The sequence below is a fragment of the Kitasatospora gansuensis genome (genome assembly GCF_014203705.1).
GTDB classification, from domain to species: domain Bacteria; phylum Actinomycetota; class Actinomycetes; order Streptomycetales; family Streptomycetaceae; genus Kitasatospora; species Kitasatospora gansuensis.
In genome coordinates, this window is record NZ_JACHJR010000001.1 from 3,013,617 (window position 1) to 3,035,911 (window position 22,295).

The following is a 22,295-nucleotide window of genomic DNA, read 5'->3' on the forward strand; positions in this document are numbered from 1 at the left end:
GACGGTGGCCGAAGTCTCATGATCGCGCGGTTGAAGGGCCGGCCAGACCGATCAGGCCAATCACCTCGCGGTTATGGTTTGGTGGGTCCACCGAGGTCATGAAATGGAGGGGCTCATGACGGTCGAGCAACAGTGGCTGCTGGACGAGACTCCCTGGCCAGAGCAGGCCACCCTGGCTTACGGCGAGTTGGTGGAACTGACGACGCCGCATCCGCCAGTTCCGAGTCTGGGTTGGCTCGGGCCGGAGATCGTGGGCAGCCGTGGTGTGGTCGTCGGGTGTGTCATCAAGCAGGACGAGCGCGACGGCCACGTCGGGCCGATCTACTCGGTGGAGACCGAGGACGGCAGTCCCTGGGGGCTACGGCCGGAGTTCCTGATCCCCAGGGGACGACTCCATCCCGACATGCCGCCCCGCTATCGCAGCGACCTGCCCGACGGAACCCGCGTCCGAATCCGCACTGAGTCGGACTCACCGAGCGAGACGACGGAAGCTGTCGGGGAGGTCGCCGGGGTCTGGTGGACGACGTCCTTGGAGCCACCGAAGGGCTACATCGTGCAGGTTGGCGACCACGAATACTGCGTGACCCCAGAGCAGGCCGAGGTCCTCTGACTCGGCGAGAGCCTGCCTGCGGTCACTGCCGGATGCCGTCAGTGGTCGAACGCGATCAGCGAGCGCGTGGCGGGTGCGCCGGTCCGGTTGTTGTGCCAGATGGCGGTGGCCATCGCCAGGACTCGCTGGGCCACCCGGATCGCGACGCCCTCGAAGGTCCGCCCGCCGTGTTGTTCCAGGTCGAGCTGCCCTTTGAGGGTGTCGTTGACCGACTCGATCAGCTGGCGGACCTTCTTGAGCATCGGCTCGCCGAACCGCTTCTTCTCGCGTTTGAACGAGGGCCGCAGCAACTCGACGCCGAGCTCGGCGAGTTCACGCTCGAATGTCTTCGAGGCGAAGCCCTTGTCCGAGATGAGCACCATGCCCTCGCGGCGGGCGACCAGCTCCGCATCGACTTCGAGCATCGCGGCCAGCACCTCCCGCTCATCCAGCTTCGGGTTCGCCAGCGCCCACAGGATTGGCATGCCGGCCGGCGTGCACACGAGATACAGACGAAGGCCCCAGAAAAAGCGGGAGTGAGAGGCGCAGTAGCCGTAGCCGGCCCAGCCCGCCATGTTCGAACGCTGGACGGTCGGGCGCGACATGCCGCACGGCACCGGCGTGGAGTCGGTGATCCACACCGTGTCCGTCCAGAAGTCGCTATCCCGGGCCAGTTCCCGGATCACGCGCTTTACCAGCGGCAGTGCCGAACGGAGTCGCTTGTTGTAGCCCGCGCGCTGGGGAAGGTACGGGAACATGCCGGACAGGCGCTTGTGCGCGTAGCGCAGCCAGCGGGCCTCGGAGTGGTACCCGAGCAGGGCCTGGGCCACCGCGAGGCAGACGAGTTCAGAGTCGCTGAGCAGGGGCGGGCGGCCCAGCCATCGCGTTCCTCCGATCTCGTCGTCGATCTTCACGTAAAGTGCGGTCAAGAGGGTGTTCAGGTCGGTCGTCACAAACTGATCTTGGACGCCCTCGACCCTTTGGCGGGACCGAACTTCGGATCTACTCGTCTAGTTGTTGTTGCGGCCGCCCCGGGCGACCAGCACCAGACCGAGCAGGATGACCACCAGCGCCGGGTACGCGGCGACCGGCGGCAGCTGGCCGAGCCAGAGCGCCGCGATCAGCGCGGCGCCGGGGGTCTCCAGCAGGATCGCGGTCGAGGTGATGGACGGGCCCAGGGTCCGTACCACCCGGTTGCTGAGCGAGTGGCCGAGCAGCTGGGCGGCCACCATCAGCAGCACGATCTGCCACCAGACCCCGGCCGACCAGCCGCTCATCGAGACCCCCGCGACCAGGCAGACCACCAGCAGCACCACGGCCGTGGTGGCGTAGCAGACCAGCGTGTACGCGGTGGTGCTGACGGTCCGTCGGACCTCGGCACCGAGCAGCATGTACCCGGCGGCGGCCAGCCCGGCGCCGAGCGCCAGCGCGTCACCGAGCAGCGCGTCCGGCGAGAGCGACATGTCGACACCGGTCAGCACCAGCACACCGGCGAACGCCACGCAGGTCCCGATCCAGACCAGCCGGGGCGGCCGGTGCCCGAACAGCCGCATCAGCAGGATGGTCCACAGCGGCGTGGTGGTCACCAGCGCGGTCGCCGACGCCACCGAGGTCATCCGCAGGCTCGGCATCCAGAGCGCGAAGTGCAGCGCCAGCAGCGCCCCCGCCGCCACCGCCAGCAGCAGCGCCCGGCGGCCGATGCCGCGCAGTTCGGCCCGGTGCCGGAGCAGCGCGTACGGGCCGAGCACGCCGACCGACATGACGTTCCGCCAGAACGCGATGGCCAGCGCCGGTGCGGCGGTGGCGCTGATCAGCGGGGCGGACAGCGAGATGCCCGCGATCGAGACCGCCAGCAGCACCAGATCGGCCTTCGGAAGCGTGGCCGGGTGGGTGGTGAGCGCGGGTGCCGCCACTGGGGCGGGTACGGCGGTGTCGGGCCGGGCGGCGGGCACAGCTCTCCTCGGGGTGACGAAATCGGACGGACACCACGGTAAGGGCTGTAAAGGAGCCATGGCACTGTCGTCCTGAGCCGTGAGACACCGGCCGGACACCGGCTCCGGGTGAAGCCTTACGCTGTCGGCCATGGAGCCTACGACGACCGACGCCGCCACCGGACCCGACCGGGCCACGCTGGACCGGGCACTCCTGGAGGAGGCCGCGAAGAAGTCCGGTCTGCTCTGGGTCCGGGCCGAGGGACAGCCGCAGAGCCGGGCCCTCTGGCACGCCTGGCACGACGGCGCGGTGGTGGTGGTCGGCGACGGCATCGAACAGCCCCTGCACGGGCTGACGGCCGGTCAGACCGCCGAGGTCACCGTCCGCAGCAAGGACAAGTGGGGCCGCCTCACCGCCTGGCCCGCCGCCGTCACCGAGCTCGCCCCCGGCAGCGACGCCTGGCTCGGCGCGGTCGAGGAGCTCAAGGGCAAGCGCCTGAACGCCCCCGACACCGACACCATCGGGGAGCGCTGGGCCCGCGACTGCCGCGTCCTCCGGCTGGCGCCGGCCGGCCCGCTCACCGAGCAGCCCGGCAACATGCCCGACGCCTCGCACGCCGCGACGCCGATGCCCACATCGGCCACCACGCGGCAGCCGATTCCGGCGGGGCTGCCGAAGCTGCTCTTCAAGCGGAGCCGCTGAGCTGGGCACACGCTCAGGTTGCACTATCCAGGGGCTCGGGGAACTGCGAGGAGATCTGGCGTTCGGGTCACTGCGAAAGTGCCTGACCGCCTACGCACGGATCACCTTTTCTGAGGTCGGCGCCGCCGTTCCCCGGGCCCCTGGCTGCCGCTGCGCGTGCCGAAGAGTTGACCCTCACACCGTGTCAGGCTCTGGAGTAGCCCCATCATGTTCAGCATCGGAGACTTCGCGAAGCACGGCCGGGTGTCCGTCCGGATGCTCCGCCACTACGACGCCATCGGCCTGCTGCCGCCCGCCCGGGTGGACCCGTTCACCGGGTACCGGGGCTACGAGGCGGCTCAGCTCGCCCGGCTCAACCGGATCATCGCGCTCAAGGACCTCGGCTTCACCCTCCAGCAGGTGACCGCCATCGTCGACGAGCAGGTGAGCGCGGAGGAGCTGCGCGGGATGCTCCGCCTGCGACAGGCGGAGCTTGCGGCGGCGGTGCAGGAGGCGGCCGTCCGGCTGGCCCGGGTCGAGTCGAGGCTCCGGACGATCGAGAGTGAGGGGCGCATGCCTTCCGACGACGTTGTGGTCAAGAGCATCCCGGCGGTCCGGGTGGCCCGGCTGTCCGCCGTGGCGGAGAGCTTCGATCCCGAGCACATCGGCCCGGTGATCGGCCCGCTGTTCGACCGGCTCTGCCGGCTGGTGGACCAGGCCGGCCTGACCGTGGCAGGCCCGAGCCTGGCGTACTACGAGGAGGTCAAGCCCGGCACCGACCAGGTCCGCGCGTTCGCCGCGCTCCCGGTCAACGCCGAGCCCGACCCGGCGTACGGCTTCGAGATCGCCGACCTGCCGGCGCTGCCCTCGGTGGCGACCATCGTGCACCGGGGTCCGATGGACGACGTGCTGACGACCTCGCAGACGCTGGCCCGCTGGATCGACGCGAACGGTCACCGTTCCCTCGGCCTCACCCGTGAGCTGTACCTGGAGCTGACCGAGGACCGGGCCGGCTGGGTGACCGAACTGCAGGAGCCGATCACCACCGCCTGACCGGGGGTCAGGACCCGGACGGCGCTCAGCCGTTGGACCACTGCCGGGTGGAGAGCACCAGCCGGTAGCCGTCCGGGTCCTCGACCGTCACGCCCCACTGGTCCCAGTACGGGTTGTGCGCCTTCACCCGGCGGCCGCCGTGCGCCTCCAGCCGGGCCACCAGCTCCTCCGGCACGGGCTCGCCCAGGTAGACCACGAAGAGGTCCTCGACGGTCGGCCGGGGCCGGATCTCCCCGGCGTCGACCAGCTCCAGGTGCCAGGCGGCGTCCGGCCAGCCGGCCATCAGCAGCGAGTGCTCCTCGGTCGTGCCGTCGGACTCAAAGCGGTACAGCACGCTCAGGCCGAGCCCGTCGATCCAGAACCGCTCCGCCGCCGCCAGGTCCCTGGATGGCCTGGCGATCCTGACATGTGACGAACCGTTCACGATCTTCCCCTCTGTTGCTGAACACCGACCGTACAACCGACCCACCCGGTGCCGGTCGGCGGGCTGCGCGGTTCCCGGCCAGGTAGCCTGGGCCCGGATCGTCGCGTAGAGAGGAAGTCCATGGCAGGGCCAGGCAGCCGGGTCTTCATCTCCCACCTCTCCGGGATCGCGGTCTTCGACCCGAACGGCGACCAGGTCGGCCGGATCCGCGACGTGGTGGTCTCGCTGCGGATCGGCGGACGCCCGCCCCGGGTGCTCGGCCTGGTGGTCGAGGTGGTCGGCCGCCGCCGGATCTTCCTGCCGATGACCCGGGTGACCAGCCTGGAGTCCGGTCAGGTGCTCACCACCGGTGTGATCAACATGCGGCGGTTCGAGCAACGCCCGTCCGAGACCCTGGTGCTGGCCGAGCTACTGGACCGCACCGTCACCTGGACCAAGACCGGCGCCGAGGTCACCGTGCTGGACGTGGCGATGGTGCAGACCCGGGTCCGCGAGTGGGAGATCAGCAAGGTCTTCGTCCAGGCCGGCAAGGTCTCCCGGCTGCGCAAGGCCAAGGGCGAGACGCTGACCCTGGACTGGTCCGCCGTCAGCGGCTTCGCGCTGATCGAGGAGGGCCAGGGCGCGGCCAACCTGCTGGCCACCTTCGACCAGCTCCGCCCGGCCGACCTGGCCAACGTGATGCACCACCTCTCCCCCAAGCGCCGCGCCGAGGTGGCCGCCGCGCTGGACGACGACCGGCTGGCCGACGTCCTGGAGGAGCTGCCGGAGGACGACCAGGTCGAGATCATCGGCAAGCTCAAGGACGAACGCGCCGCCGACGTGCTGGAGGCGATGGACCCGGACGACGCCGCCGACCTGCTCTCCGACCTCCCCGAGGAGGCTGCCGAGCGGCTGCTGCGCCTGATGGAGCCGGAGGACGCCGCCTCGGTCCGCCGCCTGCTCAGCTACGAGGAGAACACCGCCGGCGGTCTGATGACCACCGAGCCGATCGTGCTGGAGCCTGACGCCACCGTGGCCGAGGCGCTGGCCCGGGTCCGGGTCTCGGACAACAAGCCCGCGCTGGCCGCCCAGGTGTACGTCTGCCGCCCGCCGAACGAGACCCCGACCGGCAAGTACCTCGGCACCGTCCACTTCCAGCGGCTGCTCCGCGAGCCGCCGTACACCCTGGTCGGCTCGCTGGTCGACGACGACCTCGACCCGCTGCCGCCGGACACCCCGCTGCAACTGGTCACCAGCTACCTGGCGGCGTACAACATGGTCGCGGCCCCGGTGGTGGACGAGGCCGACCACCTGCTCGGCGCGGTCACCGTCGACGACGTGCTCGACCACCTGCTGCCGGAGGACTGGCGCGAGGCCGCCCTGCACGGCGGCGAGGCACACGAGAGCGAGGCGCGCGGTGGACGCTGACCGGAAGAACCGCCGGGACGAGACCCCGCGCCAACGCCTCCAGGGCGAGCTGCGCGAACTGCGCGAGCTCCGTGAGCTGCGCGCCCGCGAGGGCTCCCAGCGCCGCACCGCCCGCCCCGAGCCGAGCGGCCCGGCCCGCAACCGGCTGGACCAGCCGCGCACCGCCAGGCCCGGGCTGATCACGCTGCCCGTGTACGACCCCGAGGCGTTCGGCAAGCTCTCCGAGCGGATCGCCCGCTTCCTCGGCACCGGCCGGTTCATCGTCTGGATGACGGTGGTGGTGGTCGCCTGGGTGGCCTGGAACACCATCGGGCCGGTCAGCTGGCGGTTCGACGACTACCCCTTCATCTTCCTCACCCTGATGCTCTCGCTGCAGGCCTCCTACGCCGCCCCGCTGATCCTGCTGGCGCAGAACCGCCAGGACGACCGGGACCGGGTCAACATGGAGCAGGACCGGGCCCGCAGCGACCGCAACATCGCCGACACCGAGTACCTGACCCGCGAGGTCGCGGCCCTGCGGCACGGGCTCGGCGAGGTCGCCACCCGCGACTTCGTCCGTTCCGAACTGCAGGCCCTGCTCAAGGAACTGGACGAACGCCGGGACGCCGCAGACCGGTTGTGACCGGCGGCACGTTACCGCCGGGTCGGCGAGGTTTCGGCGCGCCGTACCATCAAGGCATGGCCAACGAGACAGAGGTTGCGGCAGGCGTCACGGAGGAGTCCGTACGCGAGGCGCTGGCGACCGTCAACGACCCGGAGATCAACCGTCCGATCACCGAGATCGGCATGGTGAAATCGGTCGAGATCGGTGACGGCGGCGCCGTCCGGGTCGCGATCTACCTGACCGTCTCGGGCTGTCCGATGCGCGAGACCATCACCGAACGGGTGACCACCGCCGTCTCCGGCGTCGCCGGGGTGACGGAGGTTCAGGTCGAGCTCGACGTGATGAGCGAGGAGCAGCGCAAGGAGCTGTCCCAGCTGCTCCGCGGCGGCGCTCCCGAGCGGGAGATCCCGTTCGCCAAGCCCGGCACGCTGACCCGGGTGTACGCCGTCGCCTCCGGCAAGGGCGGCGTCGGCAAGTCCTCGGTCACCGTCAACCTGGCCGCCGCGATGGCCGCCGACGGCCTCAAGGTCGCCGTGGTGGACGCCGACATCTACGGCCACAGCATCCCCCGGATGCTCGGCGTCGAGGGCCGCCCGACCCAGGTCGAGGACATGATCATGCCGCCGTCGGCGAACGGCGTGAAGGTCATCTCGATCGGTATGTTCACCCCCGGCAACGCGCCGGTGGTCTGGCGTGGGCCGATGCTGCACCGGGCGCTCCAGCAGTTCCTGGCGGACGTCTACTGGGGCGACCTCGACGTCCTGCTGCTCGACCTCCCGCCGGGCACCGGCGACATCGCCATCTCGGTCGCCCAGCTGGTCCCGAACGCCGAGATCCTGATCGTCACCACCCCGCAGATGGCCGCCGCCGAGGTGGCCGAGCGGGCCGGCACCATCGCGCTGCAGACCCACCAGAAGATCGTCGGCGTGATCGAGAACATGTCGGGCATGCCCTGCCCGCACTGCGACGAGCTGATCGACGTCTTCGGCACCGGCGGTGGCCAGACCGTCGCCGACGCCCTCACCCGCTCGGTCGGCGCCACCGTCCCCGTCCTCGGCTCCATCCCGATCGACGTCCGCCTCCGCGAGGGCGGCGACGACGGCCGCCCGGTCGTCCTGGCCGCCCCCGACTCCCCCGCCGCCACCGCCCTCCGCACCATCGCGGGCAAGCTCGGCGGCCGCCAGCGCGGCCTCTCCGGCCTCTCGCTGGGGCTGACCCCGAAGAACAAGTTCTGACGCAGCGTCACCGAAGGCCCCGGGAGCTGCTCCCGGGGCCTTCGGCGTCCCCCGGTCCGGCGGGGGCGGGGTACGGCTCAGCGGCCGTTGTAGACCGTCAGGTCGGGGACGGTGGCGAAGCCCGCCCCGTAGGCGCTGATGCCGCGGCCGTAGGCGCCGAGCAGGACGCCGGGGGCCTCGCCGGCCAGGACCCAGCCGTATTCGGACTCGCGGTAGCGGAAGGGCTGCGGGAGGCCGTTGACGGGGAGGGTGAGGGGGGACCAGCCGGGGCCGTCGAGGTCGTCGGCGAGGTCCCAGGCGAGGGCGCTCTGCTGGTCGAGCCAGTCCTGGCGGAGGGTGCGGTCGAGCTGGCCGGGCCAGGTGGCGGCGAGCAGTCCTGAGCCGGCCAGCCAGGCGGCGGAGGAGGCGGAGGTGGCTTCGAGCATGCCGGTGTTGTCGGCGCTGCGGCGGCTGTCCCGGCAGGCCACCGTGACCACCACGGCGAACTTGCGGACGTCCCGGGCCTCGTAGTGCTTGGCGGGCTCCTCGCCGTGGCCCAGGGTGCCGTAGTCGATCGGCTGCTCGACCCGGCCGGGCGCCGCCCCGGCCTGCATCAGCCAGCGCCGCCCGGTCCAGCCGTCGTCCAGGCCGTACCAGGGGAAGTCGGCGGCCAGGTACGGCGCCAGCGGGTCGGCCACCGCCCGGGCCTGGGCCCCCACGGTGGCGCCCACCGTGGCCGTCCCCACCGCACGACTCGTCGCGTCCATCCCTGGGCCTCCTCGTACAGCACTGATCGATAGCTCTCAGCACAATAGCGGCGGACACGCCGACGCCCCGCTCAGCACGGCGGCCGGGCGGGGCGTCGAGGCGACGGAAAGGCGGAAGGTCAGGTCGCGTCCGGGTCGAACGGCGGACGCTCGTCCTTCTGCAGGGGCTCGGCGGCTATCGGCGAGGCGAGGGGCGAGGCGGACTTGGTCAGGTCGGTGACCGCGCGGCTCGGTGCCGGGTCGTCGTTGAGCACGGACTTGAGGTCCAGCCCGTCCCGGATCTCCTTGAAGCCCAGCGGGTCCTCGTTGTTGCCGAGCAGCTGCTTGCGGACGAAGGTCTTCGGGTTCAGGTCCTCGAAGTCGAAGTCCTTGAAGTCCGGTCCGAGCTCGGAGCGGATGTCCTCCTTGGCACTGTCCGCGAAGCTGCGGACCTTGCGGATGAAGCCCATCACGTCCTGGATCAGCTTCGGCAGTTTGTCCGGACCGAAGATCACGATGGCCAGGATGACCAGCGTCACGACCTCAAGTGGGCCTACGTCTGTGAACACCCGAGCTCCCGGCGCATGATGAATTCTGGACAGCGTCAGTACAGAGTAATGGCCACCGGCGTGTCCCGAGGCCCCAGCTTGATGAAGCTGTGGCAAAGATCCAGGCCGAGGGCGGTACGGCCCGACCGGTGGCTCAGCGGAGGTGGTGCTGCGGCACGACCGCGCTGCGGTCGGGCTCGGCGCTCGGCTGCCGGCTGGGCAGCGCCGCCATCAACCCGCCGGGCGTCCGCACGGGGTACGCCGCCGGGAAGTCCACCGGGATCACCACGGAGCCGCCGCCCGGGCCGCTGACCGGGGTGACCGTGCCGTGCTGCTCCTCGCCGGAGACCGCGGTGACCCCGCCCAGGGTGACCGCCGCGACCGAGAAGGCCCCGGCCGCCGCGAAGACGAACCGCCGGCCGAACGGTGCGGAGCGGGCCACCGGCGGCTCGGCCACCGGTGCCTCGGCCGCTGCTGCCAGTGGACGGAACGAGCGGCGGGCCCTCGGGTCCACCCCCGGCAGCGGGGCACCGGCACCGAGCGCCCCGGCACCGAACGAGGCCCCGGCACCACGGCCGAACGAACCGCCGGTCAGCCGACTGCCGCCGAGCGTGCCGACGCCGGGCACGGCGGGGCCGCCCCCGGAATGCTCGTCGTCCTCGGGCAGCGCGGCGACCGCGAGCAGCCGGGACATCAGCAGCGCGGACGGATCGGGGGCGGCACTGCGGGTCAGCAGCTGCTTGGCGGCCCGGCTCTCGTCGGCCTCGGCGAGGCAGTCGGGGCAGGTGGCCAGGTGGGCCTGGACCCGCTCCCGGGCGTCGTGGTCCAGCTCGCCGTCGACGAAGGCGGAGAGCCGGTCGCCGAGGTGGTGCTGTTCGACGGCCGGCTCGGCGGCGGCCCGCAGCGGGACCGAGCGAAGCTCCGTCACCGGCTCGGCCCGACGGCCGAGTTGGGCCCAGCCGGAGCCTCGCCTGGCCCGACCGGTGGGTTCGGCGGAGGTCACGCCGACCCCCGATCGACCCCGGCGGGCTCGGCACCCACCGCCACCGGCTCGGCCCCGCCCCGGCGCACCCGGCCCGGAGCGGACCCCGGGGCACGGTGCTTGAGCGCGGCGCGCAGGTGCGAACGGCCGCGGTGGATCCGGCTGCGGACCGTCCCGAGCTTGACGCCCAGGGTCGCGGCGATCTCCTCGTACGACAGGCCCTCGATGTCGCAGAGCACCACGGCGGCGCGGAACTCGGGCGCCAGGGTGTCCAGCGCCTGCTGGACGTCGGCGTCGAAGTGGGTGTCGCTGAAGTGCTGGGCCGGGCTCGGCTCACGGCTCGGCAGCCGCTCGGCAGCGTCGTCGCCCAGCGCGTCGAAACGGATCCGCTGGCGGCGGCGCACCATGTCCAGGAACAGGTTGGTGGTGATCCGGTGCAGCCAGCCCTCGAAGGTGCCGGGCGTGTAGGTGGAGAGCGAGCGGAACACCCGGACGAAGACCTCCTGGGTCAAGTCCTCGGCGTCGTGCTGATTGCCCGTCAGGCGGTAGGCCAGCCGGTACACCCGGGCGCTGTGCGCCTCGACGATCTCCGCCCAACTCGGCGGCGTCCAGGTCTGCGCATCGGGGCCCTCGGCGAAGGTCGCGAGCGGGGCGGGGGCGTCGGCCACCACGGTGTCGGCTGCGGTCGACTTGTCCAGGGGGGAGTGCACAGGCTGGTTCATCACGGGCTTCGGCGTACGGGCCGACGTAGAGCCGCTCAGGTGCCACGGCATCAGGACGTCGTCCTCGGCCACACCTCCTCGGTCGGCTCTTCTGCCCAGCAGGGCCACCACCATATCCACCTCACCCGTCAGATCCGGATAAAGCACCGATTCCCGCCCGGGGAGCAGCCACTCCGAGGACCGATCACCACTTCCCTTCCGGGTCAACGGCCGGTCTTCGAACGCGGTTCCCGCCCGGCCAGTAATCTGTGGCTGGAAATATCGACATCAGGCGCTCCGGAAGAGGCAGCCATCACCGAGTTCGGGCCCGCCCACGCGGCTCTCGCCGACACCTACGTCGGCGAGGACGCGGTGCTGACCTACGCCCGGGCCCAGTCCGCACGGACCGGCATCCGGGCGATCGGCCCGAGCGGCGGCGCCGCGCTGCGGCTGCTGGCCGCCGCGGTGGACGCCAAGGCGATCGCCGAAGTGGGCACCGGCACCGGCGTCTCCGGGGTCTACCTGCTGCGCGGGATGCGGCCGGACGGCGTGCTGACCACCGTCGACCTGGAGCCGGTGCGCCAGCAGTACGCCCGGGAGGCGTACCACGCGGCCGGCTTCGCCCCGAACCGGGCCCGCTTCATCCCGGGCCGGGCCCTGGACGTGCTGCCCCGGCTGGCGGACGGTCAGTACGACCTGGTCTTCTGCGACGGCGACCCGGCCGAATCGCAGTCGTACCTTGCAGAATCGTTGCGTCTGCTCCGGCCGGGCGGCGTGGTCTGCTTCGAAGGGGTGTTCCAGGAGGGCCGGTTGGCCGAACCCGAGCACCACGACCCGCAGACCCGGGCCGTCCGCGAGCTGGTCCGGGACGTCCGGGAGAGCGACCGGCTGCTGCCCGCCCTGCTGCCGGTCAGTGACGGGCTGCTCTGCGCCGTGAAGCGCTGACCAGCTCCTGATCAGGACAGCACTGAGCCCGGCTCCGGTGATCCGGAGCCGGGCTCGGTGCTGTGCGCGTGTCTCCAGGGAGAACGCGGGGCACCCGCTGGGTCAGCCGGTGGCTGCCTTCAGGGCGTCACCGAGGGCGCTCGCCTCATCCGGCGTGAGCTCCACCACCAGGCGTCCGCCGCCTTCGAGCGGCACTCGCATGATGATGCCCCGCCCCTCCTTGGTGACCTCGAGCGGGCCGTCACCCGTCCGCGGCTTCATGGCCGCCATGCTCGTTCCCCTTCCTGCAACCGCTCAGCTACGTCCCGGCAGTCCGTCCACCGCCGGTATCGAACGCATTGATCGGAAGCCATTATCCCGCATCAGATGGCTTGATGACCAACGTCACTCTCTCCGCACCATCGGCCACACCCGCCCAGAGCACCGCATTACCCGCCAGAAGCCCCGGCGGCACTGCTCCGGCGACACCGCCAAAAGGTGCCCGACCTCACACTCCCCGGCACCCGTACCGCTCGGGCATGCTGGCTCAGTCCCACCCTCGACACCTCAGGGAGCCCTCGCCCATGTCCGACTCCGTGCTGTTCGAACTCGACGGCGGCCTGGCCGTCATCACCATCAACCGGCCCGAGGCGATGAACGCCCTGGACATCGCCACCAAGGTGGCGCTCCGGGACGCCGTGATCGCGGCGGCCGAGGACAGCGCCGTCCGGGCGCTGCTGCTCACCGGTGCGGGCGAGAAGGCGTTCTGCGTCGGCCAGGACCTCAAGGAGCACCTCGGACTGCTGGGCACCAGCGACGCACCGCTGAAGACCGTCGCCGAGCACTACAACCCGCTGGTCCGGGCGCTGGCCGGGATGAACAAGCCGACCGTCGCGGCGGTCGGCGGGGTCGCCGCCGGCGCCGGGGCCTCGCTCGCCTTCGCCTGCGACTTCCGGATCGTGGCCGACACCGCGGGCTTCAACACCTCGTTCGCCGGGGTCGCGCTGACCGCCGACTCGGGCGCCTCCTGGACACTTCCCCGGCTGGTCGGGCACGCCCGGGCGACCGAGCTGCTGATGTTCCCGCGCACCGTGAAGGCGGCCGAGGCGGCCGAGCTCGGGCTGGCCACCAAGGTCGTCCCGTCGGCCGAACTGGCCGCTACCGCACGGGAGTTCGCCCAGCGACTGGCGCAGGGGCCGACGGTCGCGTTCGGCGCGATCAAGACCGCGCTCGCCTACGGGGCCACCCACACCCTGAGCGAACTCCTCGACAAGGAGGACGAACTCCAGACCCTGGCCGGCGCCAGCGAGGACCACCGCATCGCGGTGAACGCCTTCATCGCCAAGGAAGCCCCGGTGTACCTCGGCCGCTAGACCTCCGGGCATCAGCCACCAGGGGCCCGGGGAACGGCGGCGCCGACCTCAGGAGCGTTCAACGTGCGTGCAGGGTCAGGCACTTTCGCATTTTGACCCGCCAGCCACGAACCGTCGCAGTTCCCCGAGCCCCTGGCGTGTGCCAACTAACGTGCGTGACAGTCGATCAGGTGGTCGTTGACCAGCCCGCACGCCTGCATCAGCGCGTACGCCGTGGTCGGCCCGACGAAGCGGAAGCCCTGCTTCTTGAGTTCCTTGGCCAGCGCCGTGGACTCCGGCGTCACCGCCGGTACGTCCGCGAGCGTGCGCGGCGCCGGCCGGGAGCCGGGCTCGACCGCGAACCGCCAGATCAACGCGTCCAGCCCGCCGTCCAGTTCGCGGGCGACCCGGGCGTTGGCGATGGTGGCCGCGATCTTGGCCCGGTTCCGGATGATGCCGGTGTCCTGGAGCAGCCGCTCGGCGTCCGCCTCGTCGAACTCCGCCACCCTGGCGATCTCGAAGCCGGCGAACGCGGCCCGGAAGCCCTCCCGGCGGCGCAGGATGGTGATCCAGGACAGCCCGGACTGGAACGCCTCCAGGGCGACCCGCTCGAACAGCGCGTCGTCGCCGTGCACCGGCCGGCCCCACTCGGTGTCGTGGTAGACCCGGTAGTCGTCCGTCGAGTCGCCCCAGCCGCAGCGCAGCAGGCCGTCCACACCCGGCACCGCGCCGGTCACTGCCCGGCCTCGCCGTCCTGGTGGTTGGTCACCTTGGCGAACTCCTCCAGGCCGGGCAGCGGCTCCTCGCCCTCGGGCGTGTTCGCCTCCACCGCGCCGACCAGTACGGCGGCGGCCTCCAGCTCGGCGATCCGGGAGTCGCGCAGCGCGAGTTCGGCGCCGAGCCGGTCGAGCACGTCGTCGACCTCGTCCATCCGGTAGCCGCGGATGGCCATCGGCAGCCGGATCTCGTCCACGTCGGTCCGGCTCAACGGCCGGTCCTGCGGCAGTCGCGCCGCGATCCGGTCGTGCACCGCCTCGGGAAGGGTTCCGCCGCCGCCCAGGGCCACCAGTGCGGTTCCACCGACCACCACGGCCATCGCCACCACGACCAACCAGAACACGAGCTGTCCTCCAGTACCTTCCGGTGGACCCGGCGAGAGATGGGATCATGGTCCCGAACAGACCGGGCCCATCATTGCACCCGGGCGAGCTGTGGAGGAGACACCGGTGGCACTCCGTCTGGGCCCACGAGAATTCGGCGACGACGAGCTGGTGATCATGGCCATCGTCAACCGCACTCCCGACTCGTTCTTCGACCGCGGCGCGACCTTCGCCGACGAGGCCGCGTTCGCCGCCGCGGACCGGGCGGTGGCCGAGGGCGCGGCGATCCTGGACATCGGCGGCGTGAAGGCCGGGCCCGGCGAGGAGGTGACGGTCGAGGAGGAGCTGCGCCGGACCGTCCCGTTCGTGGCCGAGCTGAGGAAGCGTCACCCCGAGGCCGTGATCAGCGTCGACACCTGGCGGCACGAGGTCGGCGAGGCGGTCTGCGAGGTCGGCGCCGACCTGCTGAACGACGCCTGGGGCGGGGTCGACCCGAAGCTGGCCGAGGTCGCGGCCCGGTACGACGTCGGCCTGGTCTGCACCCACGCCGGCGGGGCGGAGCCCCGGACCCGGCCGCACCGGGTCGGGTACGACGACGTGATGGCCGACATCCTGCGAGTCACCGTCGGGCTGGCCGAGCGGGCCGCCGGGCTCGGGGTGCGCCGGGACGCGCTGATCATCGACCCCGGTCACGACTTCGGCAAGAACACCCGGCACTCGCTGGAGGCGACCCGCCGCCTGCCGGAGATGACCGCGACCGGCTTCCCGGTGCTGGTCTCGCTCTCCAACAAGGACTTCGTCGGCGAGACCCTGGACCGCCCGGTCGACGAGCGCCTGCTCGGCACCCTGGCCACCACCGCGGTCTCCGCCTGGCTCGGCGCCCGGATCTACCGCGCCCACCAGGTCGCCGAGACCCGCCAGGTCCTCGACATGGTCGCCGCCATCCAGGGCACCCGCCCCCCGGCCGTCGCCCGCCGCGGGCTCGCCTGAGGCACACGCTTCGGAAGACAGGGGCTCGGGGAACTGCGAGGAGATCTGGCGTGCGGGTCAAAATGCAAAGTGCCTGACCATATACGCACGTTGAACGCTCCTGAGGTCGGCGTCGCAGTTCCCCGAGCCCCTGGTGGTGCGACCGGGCGTCAGATCTCGGTTGCGGGTTGCCGGCTCTCCGCGATGATCTTGAGGACATCGTCGATCTCGTCGGTGACGTGGAAGAGCTCCAGGTCGTGCGCACTCGCCTTGCCCTGCGCGACCAGGGTGTCCCGCAGCCAGTCGACCAGCCCGCCCCAGTACGCCGAGCCGAACAGGATCACCGGGAAGCGCGTGACCTTCTTCGTCTGCACCAGGGTGAGCGCCTCGAACAGCTCGTCCAGCGTGCCGAGTCCGCCGGGCAGCACCACGAACCCCTGCGCGTACTTCACGAACATCGTCTTGCGGACGAAGAAGTAGCGGAAGTTCAGCCCGAGGTCGACGAACTCGTTCAGCCCCTGCTCGAAGGGGAGCTCGATGCCGAGCCCGACCGAGAGGCCGCCGGCCTCGGAGGCGCCCCGGTTGGCCGCCTCCATCGCGCCGGGCCCGCCGCCGGTGATGACCGCGTAGCCCGCGTCCACCAGGGCCCGGCCGATGGCCACTCCGGCCGCGTACTCGGGTGAGTCCACCGGGGTCCGGGCGGAGCCGAACACGCTGATGGCGGGCGGGAGTTCGGCCAGGGCGCCGAAGCCTTCGACGAACTCGGAGGTGATCCGCCAGACCCGCCAGGGGTCGGTGTGCAGCCAGTCGGTCGGGCCGGTGGTGTCCAGCAGTCGCTGGTCGGTGGTGCTGGTGCCGACCTGGTCCCGACGGAGCAGGACCGGGCCCTTCCGCTTCTCCGGAACGTTCTTCCGCTCGGGGTCCTGGCCCTGGTCAGGGCTGTCCCCGTAGTGCTTTTCGTCTCCAGTGCCTGTCATGACGAAACCCTACGCCCGTTGTTCCCCGAATTCGGGGAACAACGGAAGGTACGTCGGATGACGGTCAGTTGGCCGTCAGCCAGGCCCGCAGCCGGGCCTCCACCTCGGCGATGGCGGCGAGCGAGCAGTGCTCGTCGCGCTTGTGCGCCAGATTCGGGTCGCCGGGGCCGTAGTTGACCGCCGGGACGCCGAGTGCGCTGAACCGGGCCACGTCGGTCCAGCCGAACTTGGCCCTGGCCTCGCCGCCGACCGCGGCCAGGAAGGCCCGGGCCGCGGGCTGGTCGAGACCGGGCAGCGCACCGGGGGCGGAGTCGGTGACCACCACCTCGAAGCCCGCCAGCACCTCCCGGACGTGCTCGACGGCCTCCGCCTCCGTACGGTCGGGCGCGTAGCGGAAGTTGACGTGCACCACGCACTCGTCCGGGATCACGTTGGCGGCCACCCCGCCGCTGATCAGGTTGGCGTTCAGACCCTCGCGGTACTCCAGGCCGTCGATCTCGACCCGGCGCGGCTGGTACGCCTCGAGCCGCCGCAGCACCTCGCCGGCCTTGTGGATGGCGTTGTCGCCGAGCCAGCTGCGGGCCGAGTGAGCGCGCGTGCCGGTCAGCTTCACGTCGACCCGCAGGGTGCCCTGGCAGCCGCCCTCGACCATCGCGCCGCTGGGCTCCATCAGGACCGCGAAGTCGGCCGCCAGCCAGTCGGGGTGACGGGCCACCAGGTGGCCGAGGCCGTTCCGGGACGCCTCGATCTCCTCGCAGTCGTAGAACACGAAGGTGAGGTCGCGGTTCGGGTCCGGCAGGGTGGCGGCCAGCCGGAGCTGAACGGCGACGCCGGACTTCATGTCGGAGGTGCCGCAGCCGTACAGCAGGTCGCCCTCGACGTGCGAGGGCACGTTGTCGGCGATCGGCACGGTGTCCAGGTGCCCGGCCAGCAGCACCCGCTCGGACCGGCCGAGGTTCGTCCGGGCCACCACGTTGTTGCCGTACCGGTCGACGGTCAGGTGCGGGTACGCCCGCAGTGCCGCCTCCACCGCGTCGGCGAGCGGGCCCTCGCTCCCGCTGACGGAGGGGAAGTCGACCAGCCTGGCGGTCAGCGTGCCGCCGTCGAGGCCGAGGTCGAGGCTCTGGTGCAGGGAGATCTCAGGGCTGGTCATGGCGGCCAGCGTAATATCCGCCGCTGCAACCACCCGCACCGCACAGCCGTCCGAGTGGGTACGGTGTGCGGGCGAGAACGCGAGGCGAGAGGGGTAGTGGTGGCCGAGACTGCGGCAGAGGAAACGACGACGGTCCGTCGGCGTCGGCCGGTGGGCCGGGTGCTGATCGGGCTCACCGCTCTCGCGGTGCTCGCGGGCACCGTGCTCTTCCTCAACCGGGACAAGCTGATCCCGCCGCCCGAGGGCTGCACGGTGGCCACCGGTACGGGCAAGGGCGACCTCGAGCTCGCCCAGGCCGCCAACGCCGCCACCATCACCGCCGTGGCACTCTCCCGCGGCCTGCCCGAGCGGGCCGTCACCATCGCGCTGGCCACCGCGATGCAGGAGTCGAAGATCCACAACCTGAGCGGCGGCGACCGCGACTCGGTCGGCCTGTTCCAGCAGCGCCCGTCGCAGGGCTGGGGCACCGTCGAGCAGATCAAGGACCCGGTGTACGCCACCAACAAGTTCCTGGACGGTCTGGTCAAGGTGCCCGGCTACGCCCGGCTGCCGCTCACCGACGCGGCCCAGGAGGTGCAGCGCAGCGGTTTCCCGCAGGCGTACGCCAAGCACGAGACCAACGCGACCCTGCTCGCCTCGGCCCTGACCGGCCGGGAGCCCGCCGCGCTGAGCTGCGTGGTGCACGACCTCGCGGCCACCACCGCGGCCGCCAACGAGGGCCAGCCGCAGCCGAGCCTGGCCGACCGGGCCCGCCGGGAGTTCGGCAAGCTGGTCACCGCCACGCCGGTCCCGCCGGCCGGCAAGGAGACCCGGACCGGACTGGCGCTGACCCCGCAGGCCGGGGCCGCGCAGCGGCAGACCGGCTGGGCGCTGGCCCAGTGGGCGGTGGCGCAGGCCGGGGACCTGGGAATCGGTCAGGTGTCCTACGACGGCAAGGTCTGGAAGGTCGACAAGCCCGCCGACGGCTGGCAGTCGAAGGGCGCCGAGGGCGCCGGCGCGGACCGGGTGCTGATCACACTGGGTGCCCCGAAGTCCGGTTGACGCACTGGTGCGCTACCACCGGCCGACCGGGTGATTCGGGTCAATCCTGGTGGACGGCTCCGGGTGTCCAGGCTGACTGATCGACCGTCTCCGTACTTTCCTTGTGCGCCAAGGGGCGTGACGTTTCCTCACCCTTCGCCGAATGGGGTGAAATGTCGCGAATGTCGGAAAGAGGATCGTCCGATCTTTGCCGACCCTTGACCATCGGACGGCGAAACCTTCTGGCGGCTCCAGCGGTAATAACGTCGTCCGCCCGACGGACACCCCTGGCCCGAGCACGTGCACAGCCGGGGGGACCTCACCTCTTAGGAGCACCATGTCTCTCCCCCTCACGCGCCGGATCGCCCAGGCCGCGCTGCTCGTTGCCGCCGCCGCGACCCCGATGGCCGCAGCAGGCGCGGCGTCCGCCGCCGACCTGGTGCCGCCGACCGACCTGGGGGCCGGGCTGAGCCAGCTCGACCAGCCGAACGCGACGCTCCAGGGGGCCACCCACGACGCCGGCCACGCCGCCGCCAACACCACCGCGGCCACCGTGCAGACCGGTGTCCCGGCCACCGCCGACGTCGCGGGCAAGGCCGTCGCGGGCGCCCTGCCGGACGCCGACCAGACCCTCGGCAAGGTGGCCGCCCCGGCCGCCAAGACCACCGAGACCGCGGGCGTCCTGGCCGCCGTCGCCGGCAAGGCCGCCCCCGCCCTGGTCGACCGCCTCGCCCCCGCCGTCACCGACAAGGTGCCGCACCTGCCCGGCTCCCCCGCCGCCGGCACCCGCAGCGCCGCCGTCCCCGGCCTCCCGCTCGGCCAGCTCACCTCGGGCTCGCTCACCGGCCTCGCCTCCAGCGCCCTGCCCACCGGCGGCATGCCCGACACCCACCAGGTCACCGGGGCCCTCCCGGCCGGTCTGGGCAGCGCCCTGCCCGACCTCGGCAAGCTCCCGGTCGACACCCAGGACCCGACCGACGGCAGCAACCGCCTCGGCGGCGCCGGCAACCCGCTCGGCGCGGTCACCGGCCTCCTCGGCGGCGGCCTCCCGGGCGGCCTGCCCCTCGGCGGCTGACCCTCCGTCACACCGAAGGGCCCCTACCTGTGCCGGTAGGGGCCCTTCACCCTTTGCAGGGCACAAAGTTGCACTATCCAGGGGCTCGGGGAACTGCGAGGAGATCTGGCGCCGGGGTCACAGGCGAAAGTGCCTGACCACCTACGCGACGATCACCTTGCAGAGGTCGGCGTCGCAGTTCCCCGAGCCCCTGGTGGTGCGCAATTGCCTAGCGCTTGAGGCGTGCCACGGCTGCCGCGACGCGTTCGTCGGTAGCCGTGAAGGCCACCCGGACGAACCGGTCACCGGCGGGGCCGTAGAAGTCGCCGGGCGCCACCAGGATGCCCAGGTCGGCGAGTTCGGCGACGGTCTCCCAGCAGGGCCGGTCCTGGGTCGCCCAGAGGTACAGGCTGGCCTCGGAGTGCTCGATCCGGAAGCCGTACGCCTCCAACGCCGCCCGCAGCGCCGCCCGGCGAGCCGCGTACCGCTCACGCTGCTCGGCCACGTGCGCGTCGTCGGCCAGCGCAGCGACGGTCGCGGCCTGCACCGGGGCGGGCACGATCATCCCGCCGTGCTTGCGGATCTCCAGCAACTCCTGGACCACCACCGGGTCCCCCGCCACGAACGAGGCGCGGTAGCCGGCCAGGTTGGACCGCTTGGAGAGCGAGTGCACGACGAGCAGGCCCTCGTGGTCGCCGCCGCAGACGTCCTGGTTCAGCACCGAGACCGGGTCGGCCTCCCAGCCGAGCTCCAGGTAGCACTCGTCGCTGACCAGCAGCACCCGGTGCTCCCTGGCCCAGGCCACGGCGTGCCGGAGCTGGTCCGCCGTCAGCACCCGACCGGTCGGGTTGGACGGCGAGTTGAGCCAGAGCAGCCGGACCCGGCTGGGGTCGAGCTCGTCCACCGAGTCGTACGCGACCGGCTCGGCCCCGCACAGGCGGGCGCCGACCTCGTAGGTCGGGTAGGCCAGCGTCGGGTAGGCCACCTGGTCGCCGGGGCCGAGCCCCAACTGGCCGGGCAGCCAGGCCACCAGCTCCTTGGAACCGATGGTCGGCAGGATCGCCTCCGGGCCGATCTCGGCCCCGAGCCGACGGCGCAGCCAGCCGGCGATCGCCTCGCGGAGCTCCACCGGGCCCCAGACGGTCGGGTAGCCGGGCGTGTCGGTGGCGGCCGCCAGTGCCTTCTGGATCACCTCGGGAACCGGGTCCACCGGGGTGCCGACGGAGAAGTCGCAGAGTCCGTCCGGGTGGGCCAGCGCCGTCCGCTTGTACGGCTCCAGCTTGTCCCAGGGGAACGTGGGCAGCAGGTCTGAGACGCGGCGCGCCGCCCCCGGGTGACCCGGAAGCGGCGCGTGCGTGGTGTCTTCGGTGCTCACTTGCTCAGTGGCCGCTGTCGGCGTTCTGCGGCGGGAGGGCCGCGATGAACGGGTGGTCCGAGTCGATCAGGCCGAGCTTGGAGGCACCGCCGGGCGAGCCCAGCTCGTCGAAGAACTCGACGTTGGCCTTGTAGTAGTCCTTCCACTCCTCCGGGGTGTCGTCCTCGTAGAAGATCGCCTCGACCGGGCACACCGGCTCACAGGCGCCGCAGTCGACACACTCGTCCGGGTGGATGTAGAGCGAACGCTGGCCCTCGTAGATGCAGTCAACAGGGCATTCTTCGATGCACGCCTTGTCCTTGACGTCGACACAAGGCTGCGCGATGACGTAGGTCACGCTGTCGTTCCTCCTCGGTTGGGCGTGGCAGCCCAAACTAATTGCTTGCGTGCGCGGATACGCGCGGCGTCGTCGATGCCCGCCCCTAGTATCGCGGGTCAGAGACCGCAAATGCACAGGAGGTGCCCTTGATGATGGATGGAACCGTCGCCGGAGGCCGTCCCGAGGTCCGGCTCAACCGCTCTGACGTGGGGCGACGGGTCTCCGTACGGCGTATTTCGGAGCTCGTGAACGACCGTCCGGTGTTCCGCGATGTGATCGGTGTGCTCGCCCGTTGGGACGATCTTGGCCTCACCGTGGTGCCCAGGACCGGCCCCGAGGTCTCCTTCCCGGAGAATCTGCTGGTGGCCGGCAAGCCGGTCCCGCTCTTCCCGGCCCGCCGCGCCCCACTGCCCGTCAGTTCCCCGGCCGAGCTGCAGCGGACGGCCGCCCGGGGCTGGCCGGCCGTCGAGCAGGAACCGCTCGGCGAGTGGACGCTGCGCGCCTCCGCCGGTTTCACCCGGCGGGCCAACTCGGTCCAGACGCTAGGCGATCCGGGCCTCCCGCTGCCCGAGGCGCTGGACGTGGTCCGGGACTGGTACGCCGCGCGCGGCCTACCCGCCGTCCTCGAGGTGACCACCCCGGGCTCGCCGCCCGAGCTGGCCGACGAACTGGCCCGGCTCGGTGCCGCGGAGGCCCCGACCATGATCCGCGTCGCGCCGCTGGCCGGGCTGGTGAAGCTCGGCTCGGGCCACGACCGCGTACGGCTCTCCCGGACCGCCGACGCCGGCTGGCTCTCCCGCTACCGCCGGGTCACCGGCGACCCCGAGGTCGAACGGGCCGCCCACCAGGTGCTGCACGGCGGCCCCTCGGTCTGGTTCGCCACCGTGCCCGGCGCACCGGGACAGCCGCCGACAGCGATCGGACGGTGCGTCATCGACGGCCCCTGGGCCTGCTTCAGCGCGATCGAGGTGGACCCGCCCGCCCGCCGGAGCGGACTGGCCTCCACCGTGATGGCCGTGCTGGCGGCCCGCGCTGCCGAGGAGGGCGCCACCGGCGCCTACCTCCAGGTCGAGGTGGAGAACACCGGCGCGATCGCCCTCTACGACCGACTGGGCTTCACCACCAGTCACACTTACCACTACGCCGGCCTGCCCCGGCGGTAGCGTCACCG

The 22,295-nt window shown here is 71.8% G+C and carries 26 protein-coding genes; 12 read left to right on the plus strand and 14 right to left on the minus strand.

Annotated elements, in window-relative coordinates; all coding sequences use genetic code 11:
- Positions 1-115 precede the first annotated feature (115 nt).
- On the plus strand, positions 116-610 hold the full coding sequence (locus F4556_RS38135; RefSeq protein ID WP_184925799.1) for a hypothetical protein: 495 nt from the start codon (positions 116-118) through the stop codon (positions 608-610).
- A gap of 38 nt (positions 611-648) precedes the next feature.
- Here the strand turns inward: F4556_RS38135 and F4556_RS13195 are convergent, their stop codons facing one another.
- Positions 649-1,542, minus strand: a complete 894-nt coding sequence (locus F4556_RS13195) for an IS982 family transposase (RefSeq protein WP_184914609.1) — start codon at positions 1,540-1,542, stop codon at positions 649-651.
- A gap of 57 nt (positions 1,543-1,599) precedes the next feature.
- Positions 1,600-2,541, minus strand: coding sequence for a DMT family transporter (locus F4556_RS13200; RefSeq protein ID WP_376775690.1), 942 nt, complete (start codon positions 2,539-2,541; stop codon positions 1,600-1,602).
- Between the two features lie 130 nt (positions 2,542-2,671).
- On the opposite strand from F4556_RS13200, the gene F4556_RS13205 reads away from it, so the two are divergent.
- Positions 2,672-3,223 carry a pyridoxamine 5'-phosphate oxidase family protein gene (locus F4556_RS13205; RefSeq protein ID WP_184914611.1) on the plus strand — a complete coding sequence of 184 codons (552 nt, stop codon included), beginning with the start codon at positions 2,672-2,674 and terminating at the stop codon, positions 3,221-3,223.
- Positions 3,224-3,430: 207 nt separating this feature from the next.
- Positions 3,431-4,255, plus strand: coding sequence for a MerR family transcriptional regulator (locus tag F4556_RS13210; protein WP_184914615.1), 825 nt, complete (start codon positions 3,431-3,433; stop codon positions 4,253-4,255).
- 25 nt (positions 4,256-4,280) lie between these two features.
- Here the strand turns inward: F4556_RS13210 and F4556_RS13215 are convergent, their stop codons facing one another.
- Positions 4,281-4,679 carry a VOC family protein gene (locus F4556_RS13215; protein WP_184914617.1) on the minus strand — a complete coding sequence of 133 codons (399 nt, stop codon included), beginning with the start codon at positions 4,677-4,679 and terminating at the stop codon, positions 4,281-4,283.
- A 120-nt stretch (positions 4,680-4,799) separates the two neighbouring features.
- Here F4556_RS13215 and F4556_RS13220 point away from each other — a divergent pair, with 120 nt between their 5' ends.
- From F4556_RS13220 to F4556_RS13230, 3 genes are read left to right on the plus strand one after another with little or no spacing between them, the layout of a single operon-like run.
- The gene (locus tag F4556_RS13220; RefSeq protein WP_184914621.1) at positions 4,800-6,086 is read left to right on the plus strand and encodes a magnesium transporter MgtE N-terminal domain-containing protein; all 1,287 of its coding nucleotides are present in this window, start codon (positions 4,800-4,802) and stop codon (positions 6,084-6,086) included.
- Entirely contained in the window at positions 6,076-6,708 is a 633-nt protein-coding gene (locus F4556_RS13225) for a DUF1003 domain-containing protein (protein WP_184914623.1), read from the plus strand. Before F4556_RS13220 ends, F4556_RS13225 begins: the two co-directional genes overlap by 11 nt.
- A gap of 56 nt (positions 6,709-6,764) precedes the next feature.
- Positions 6,765-7,925 carry an Mrp/NBP35 family ATP-binding protein gene (locus F4556_RS13230; protein ID WP_184914627.1) on the plus strand — a complete coding sequence of 387 codons (1,161 nt, stop codon included), beginning with the start codon at positions 6,765-6,767 and terminating at the stop codon, positions 7,923-7,925.
- A 77-nt stretch (positions 7,926-8,002) separates the two neighbouring features.
- Here F4556_RS13230 and F4556_RS13235 read toward each other — a convergent pair whose 3' ends face one another.
- From F4556_RS13235 to sigE, 4 genes are all read right to left on the minus strand, one after another.
- Positions 8,003-8,671 carry a hypothetical protein gene (locus F4556_RS13235; RefSeq protein WP_184914630.1) on the minus strand — a complete coding sequence of 223 codons (669 nt, stop codon included), beginning with the start codon at positions 8,669-8,671 and terminating at the stop codon, positions 8,003-8,005.
- A 119-nt stretch (positions 8,672-8,790) separates the two neighbouring features.
- Entirely contained in the window at positions 8,791-9,219 is a 429-nt protein-coding gene (locus tag F4556_RS13240; RefSeq protein ID WP_184914633.1) for a sec-independent translocase, read from the minus strand.
- 133 nt (positions 9,220-9,352) lie between these two features.
- Positions 9,353-10,201: an anti-sigma factor family protein gene (locus F4556_RS13245; protein ID WP_184914635.1), complete on the minus strand. Its 849-nt coding sequence runs from the start codon at positions 10,199-10,201 to the stop codon at positions 9,353-9,355.
- Entirely contained in the window at positions 10,198-10,902 is a 705-nt protein-coding gene (sigE, locus tag F4556_RS13250) for an RNA polymerase sigma factor SigE (RefSeq protein WP_184924566.1), read from the minus strand. The genes F4556_RS13245 and sigE overlap by 4 nt, the downstream gene beginning before the upstream one ends.
- Before the next feature lie 258 nt (positions 10,903-11,160).
- Here sigE and F4556_RS13255 point away from each other — a divergent pair, with 258 nt between their 5' ends.
- Positions 11,161-11,826, plus strand: coding sequence for an O-methyltransferase (locus F4556_RS13255; RefSeq protein WP_184924568.1), 666 nt, complete (start codon positions 11,161-11,163; stop codon positions 11,824-11,826).
- 102 nt (positions 11,827-11,928) lie between these two features.
- Here the strand turns inward: F4556_RS13255 and F4556_RS13260 are convergent, their stop codons facing one another.
- Positions 11,929-12,096, minus strand: a complete 168-nt coding sequence (locus F4556_RS13260) for a DUF3117 domain-containing protein (protein ID WP_082597987.1) — start codon at positions 12,094-12,096, stop codon at positions 11,929-11,931.
- A gap of 293 nt (positions 12,097-12,389) precedes the next feature.
- On the opposite strand from F4556_RS13260, the gene F4556_RS13265 reads away from it, so the two are divergent.
- Complete coding sequence (locus tag F4556_RS13265) at positions 12,390-13,178, plus strand: enoyl-CoA hydratase-related protein (RefSeq protein WP_184914638.1); 789 nt, start codon at positions 12,390-12,392, stop codon at positions 13,176-13,178.
- 146 nt (positions 13,179-13,324) lie between these two features.
- Here the strand turns inward: F4556_RS13265 and F4556_RS13270 are convergent, their stop codons facing one another.
- Together F4556_RS13270 and F4556_RS13275 are read right to left on the minus strand one after the other, a co-directional pair.
- A complete protein-coding gene (locus tag F4556_RS13270) occupies positions 13,325-13,894 on the minus strand; it encodes a DNA-3-methyladenine glycosylase I (RefSeq protein ID WP_184914642.1) in 570 nt (189 codons plus the stop codon).
- Positions 13,891-14,277, minus strand: a complete 387-nt coding sequence (locus F4556_RS13275; RefSeq protein WP_184914644.1) for a DivIVA domain-containing protein — start codon at positions 14,275-14,277, stop codon at positions 13,891-13,893. The genes F4556_RS13270 and F4556_RS13275 overlap by 4 nt, the downstream gene beginning before the upstream one ends.
- A 157-nt stretch (positions 14,278-14,434) precedes the next feature.
- On the opposite strand from F4556_RS13275, the gene folP reads away from it, so the two are divergent.
- Positions 14,435-15,247 carry a dihydropteroate synthase gene (gene folP / locus F4556_RS13280; protein ID WP_184924571.1) on the plus strand — a complete coding sequence of 271 codons (813 nt, stop codon included), beginning with the start codon at positions 14,435-14,437 and terminating at the stop codon, positions 15,245-15,247.
- Positions 15,248-15,396: 149 nt separating this feature from the next.
- Here the strand turns inward: folP and F4556_RS13285 are convergent, their stop codons facing one another.
- Together F4556_RS13285 and dapE are read right to left on the minus strand one after the other, a co-directional pair.
- Positions 15,397-16,203 (minus strand): LOG family protein, encoded by an 807-nt coding sequence (locus F4556_RS13285; RefSeq protein WP_184914646.1) that lies wholly within the window; start codon positions 16,201-16,203, stop codon positions 15,397-15,399.
- A 64-nt stretch (positions 16,204-16,267) separates the two neighbouring features.
- Positions 16,268-17,356 carry a succinyl-diaminopimelate desuccinylase gene (dapE, locus tag F4556_RS13290; RefSeq protein WP_184914648.1) on the minus strand — a complete coding sequence of 363 codons (1,089 nt, stop codon included), beginning with the start codon at positions 17,354-17,356 and terminating at the stop codon, positions 16,268-16,270.
- A 99-nt stretch (positions 17,357-17,455) separates the two neighbouring features.
- Between dapE and F4556_RS13295 the strand changes: the two genes are divergently transcribed.
- Together F4556_RS13295 and F4556_RS39075 are read left to right on the plus strand one after the other, a co-directional pair.
- Complete coding sequence (locus F4556_RS13295) at positions 17,456-18,397, plus strand: VldE C-terminal domain-containing protein (RefSeq protein WP_221503599.1); 942 nt, start codon at positions 17,456-17,458, stop codon at positions 18,395-18,397.
- A 316-nt stretch (positions 18,398-18,713) separates the two neighbouring features.
- The gene (locus tag F4556_RS39075) at positions 18,714-19,451 is read left to right on the plus strand and encodes a hypothetical protein (protein ID WP_184914652.1); all 738 of its coding nucleotides are present in this window, start codon (positions 18,714-18,716) and stop codon (positions 19,449-19,451) included.
- A gap of 208 nt (positions 19,452-19,659) precedes the next feature.
- Here the strand turns inward: F4556_RS39075 and dapC are convergent, their stop codons facing one another.
- Together dapC and fdxA are read right to left on the minus strand one after the other, a co-directional pair.
- Positions 19,660-20,805, minus strand: coding sequence for a succinyldiaminopimelate transaminase (gene dapC, locus F4556_RS13305; RefSeq protein WP_184914654.1), 1,146 nt, complete (start codon positions 20,803-20,805; stop codon positions 19,660-19,662).
- A 4-nt stretch (positions 20,806-20,809) separates the two neighbouring features.
- Positions 20,810-21,142 (minus strand): ferredoxin, encoded by a 333-nt coding sequence (fdxA, locus tag F4556_RS13310; protein ID WP_184914656.1) that lies wholly within the window; start codon positions 21,140-21,142, stop codon positions 20,810-20,812.
- 134 nt (positions 21,143-21,276) lie between these two features.
- Here fdxA and F4556_RS13315 point away from each other — a divergent pair, with 134 nt between their 5' ends.
- Positions 21,277-22,287, plus strand: coding sequence for a GNAT family N-acetyltransferase (locus F4556_RS13315; protein ID WP_184924573.1), 1,011 nt, complete (start codon positions 21,277-21,279; stop codon positions 22,285-22,287).
- The last annotated feature ends 8 nt before the right edge of the window (positions 22,288-22,295 follow it).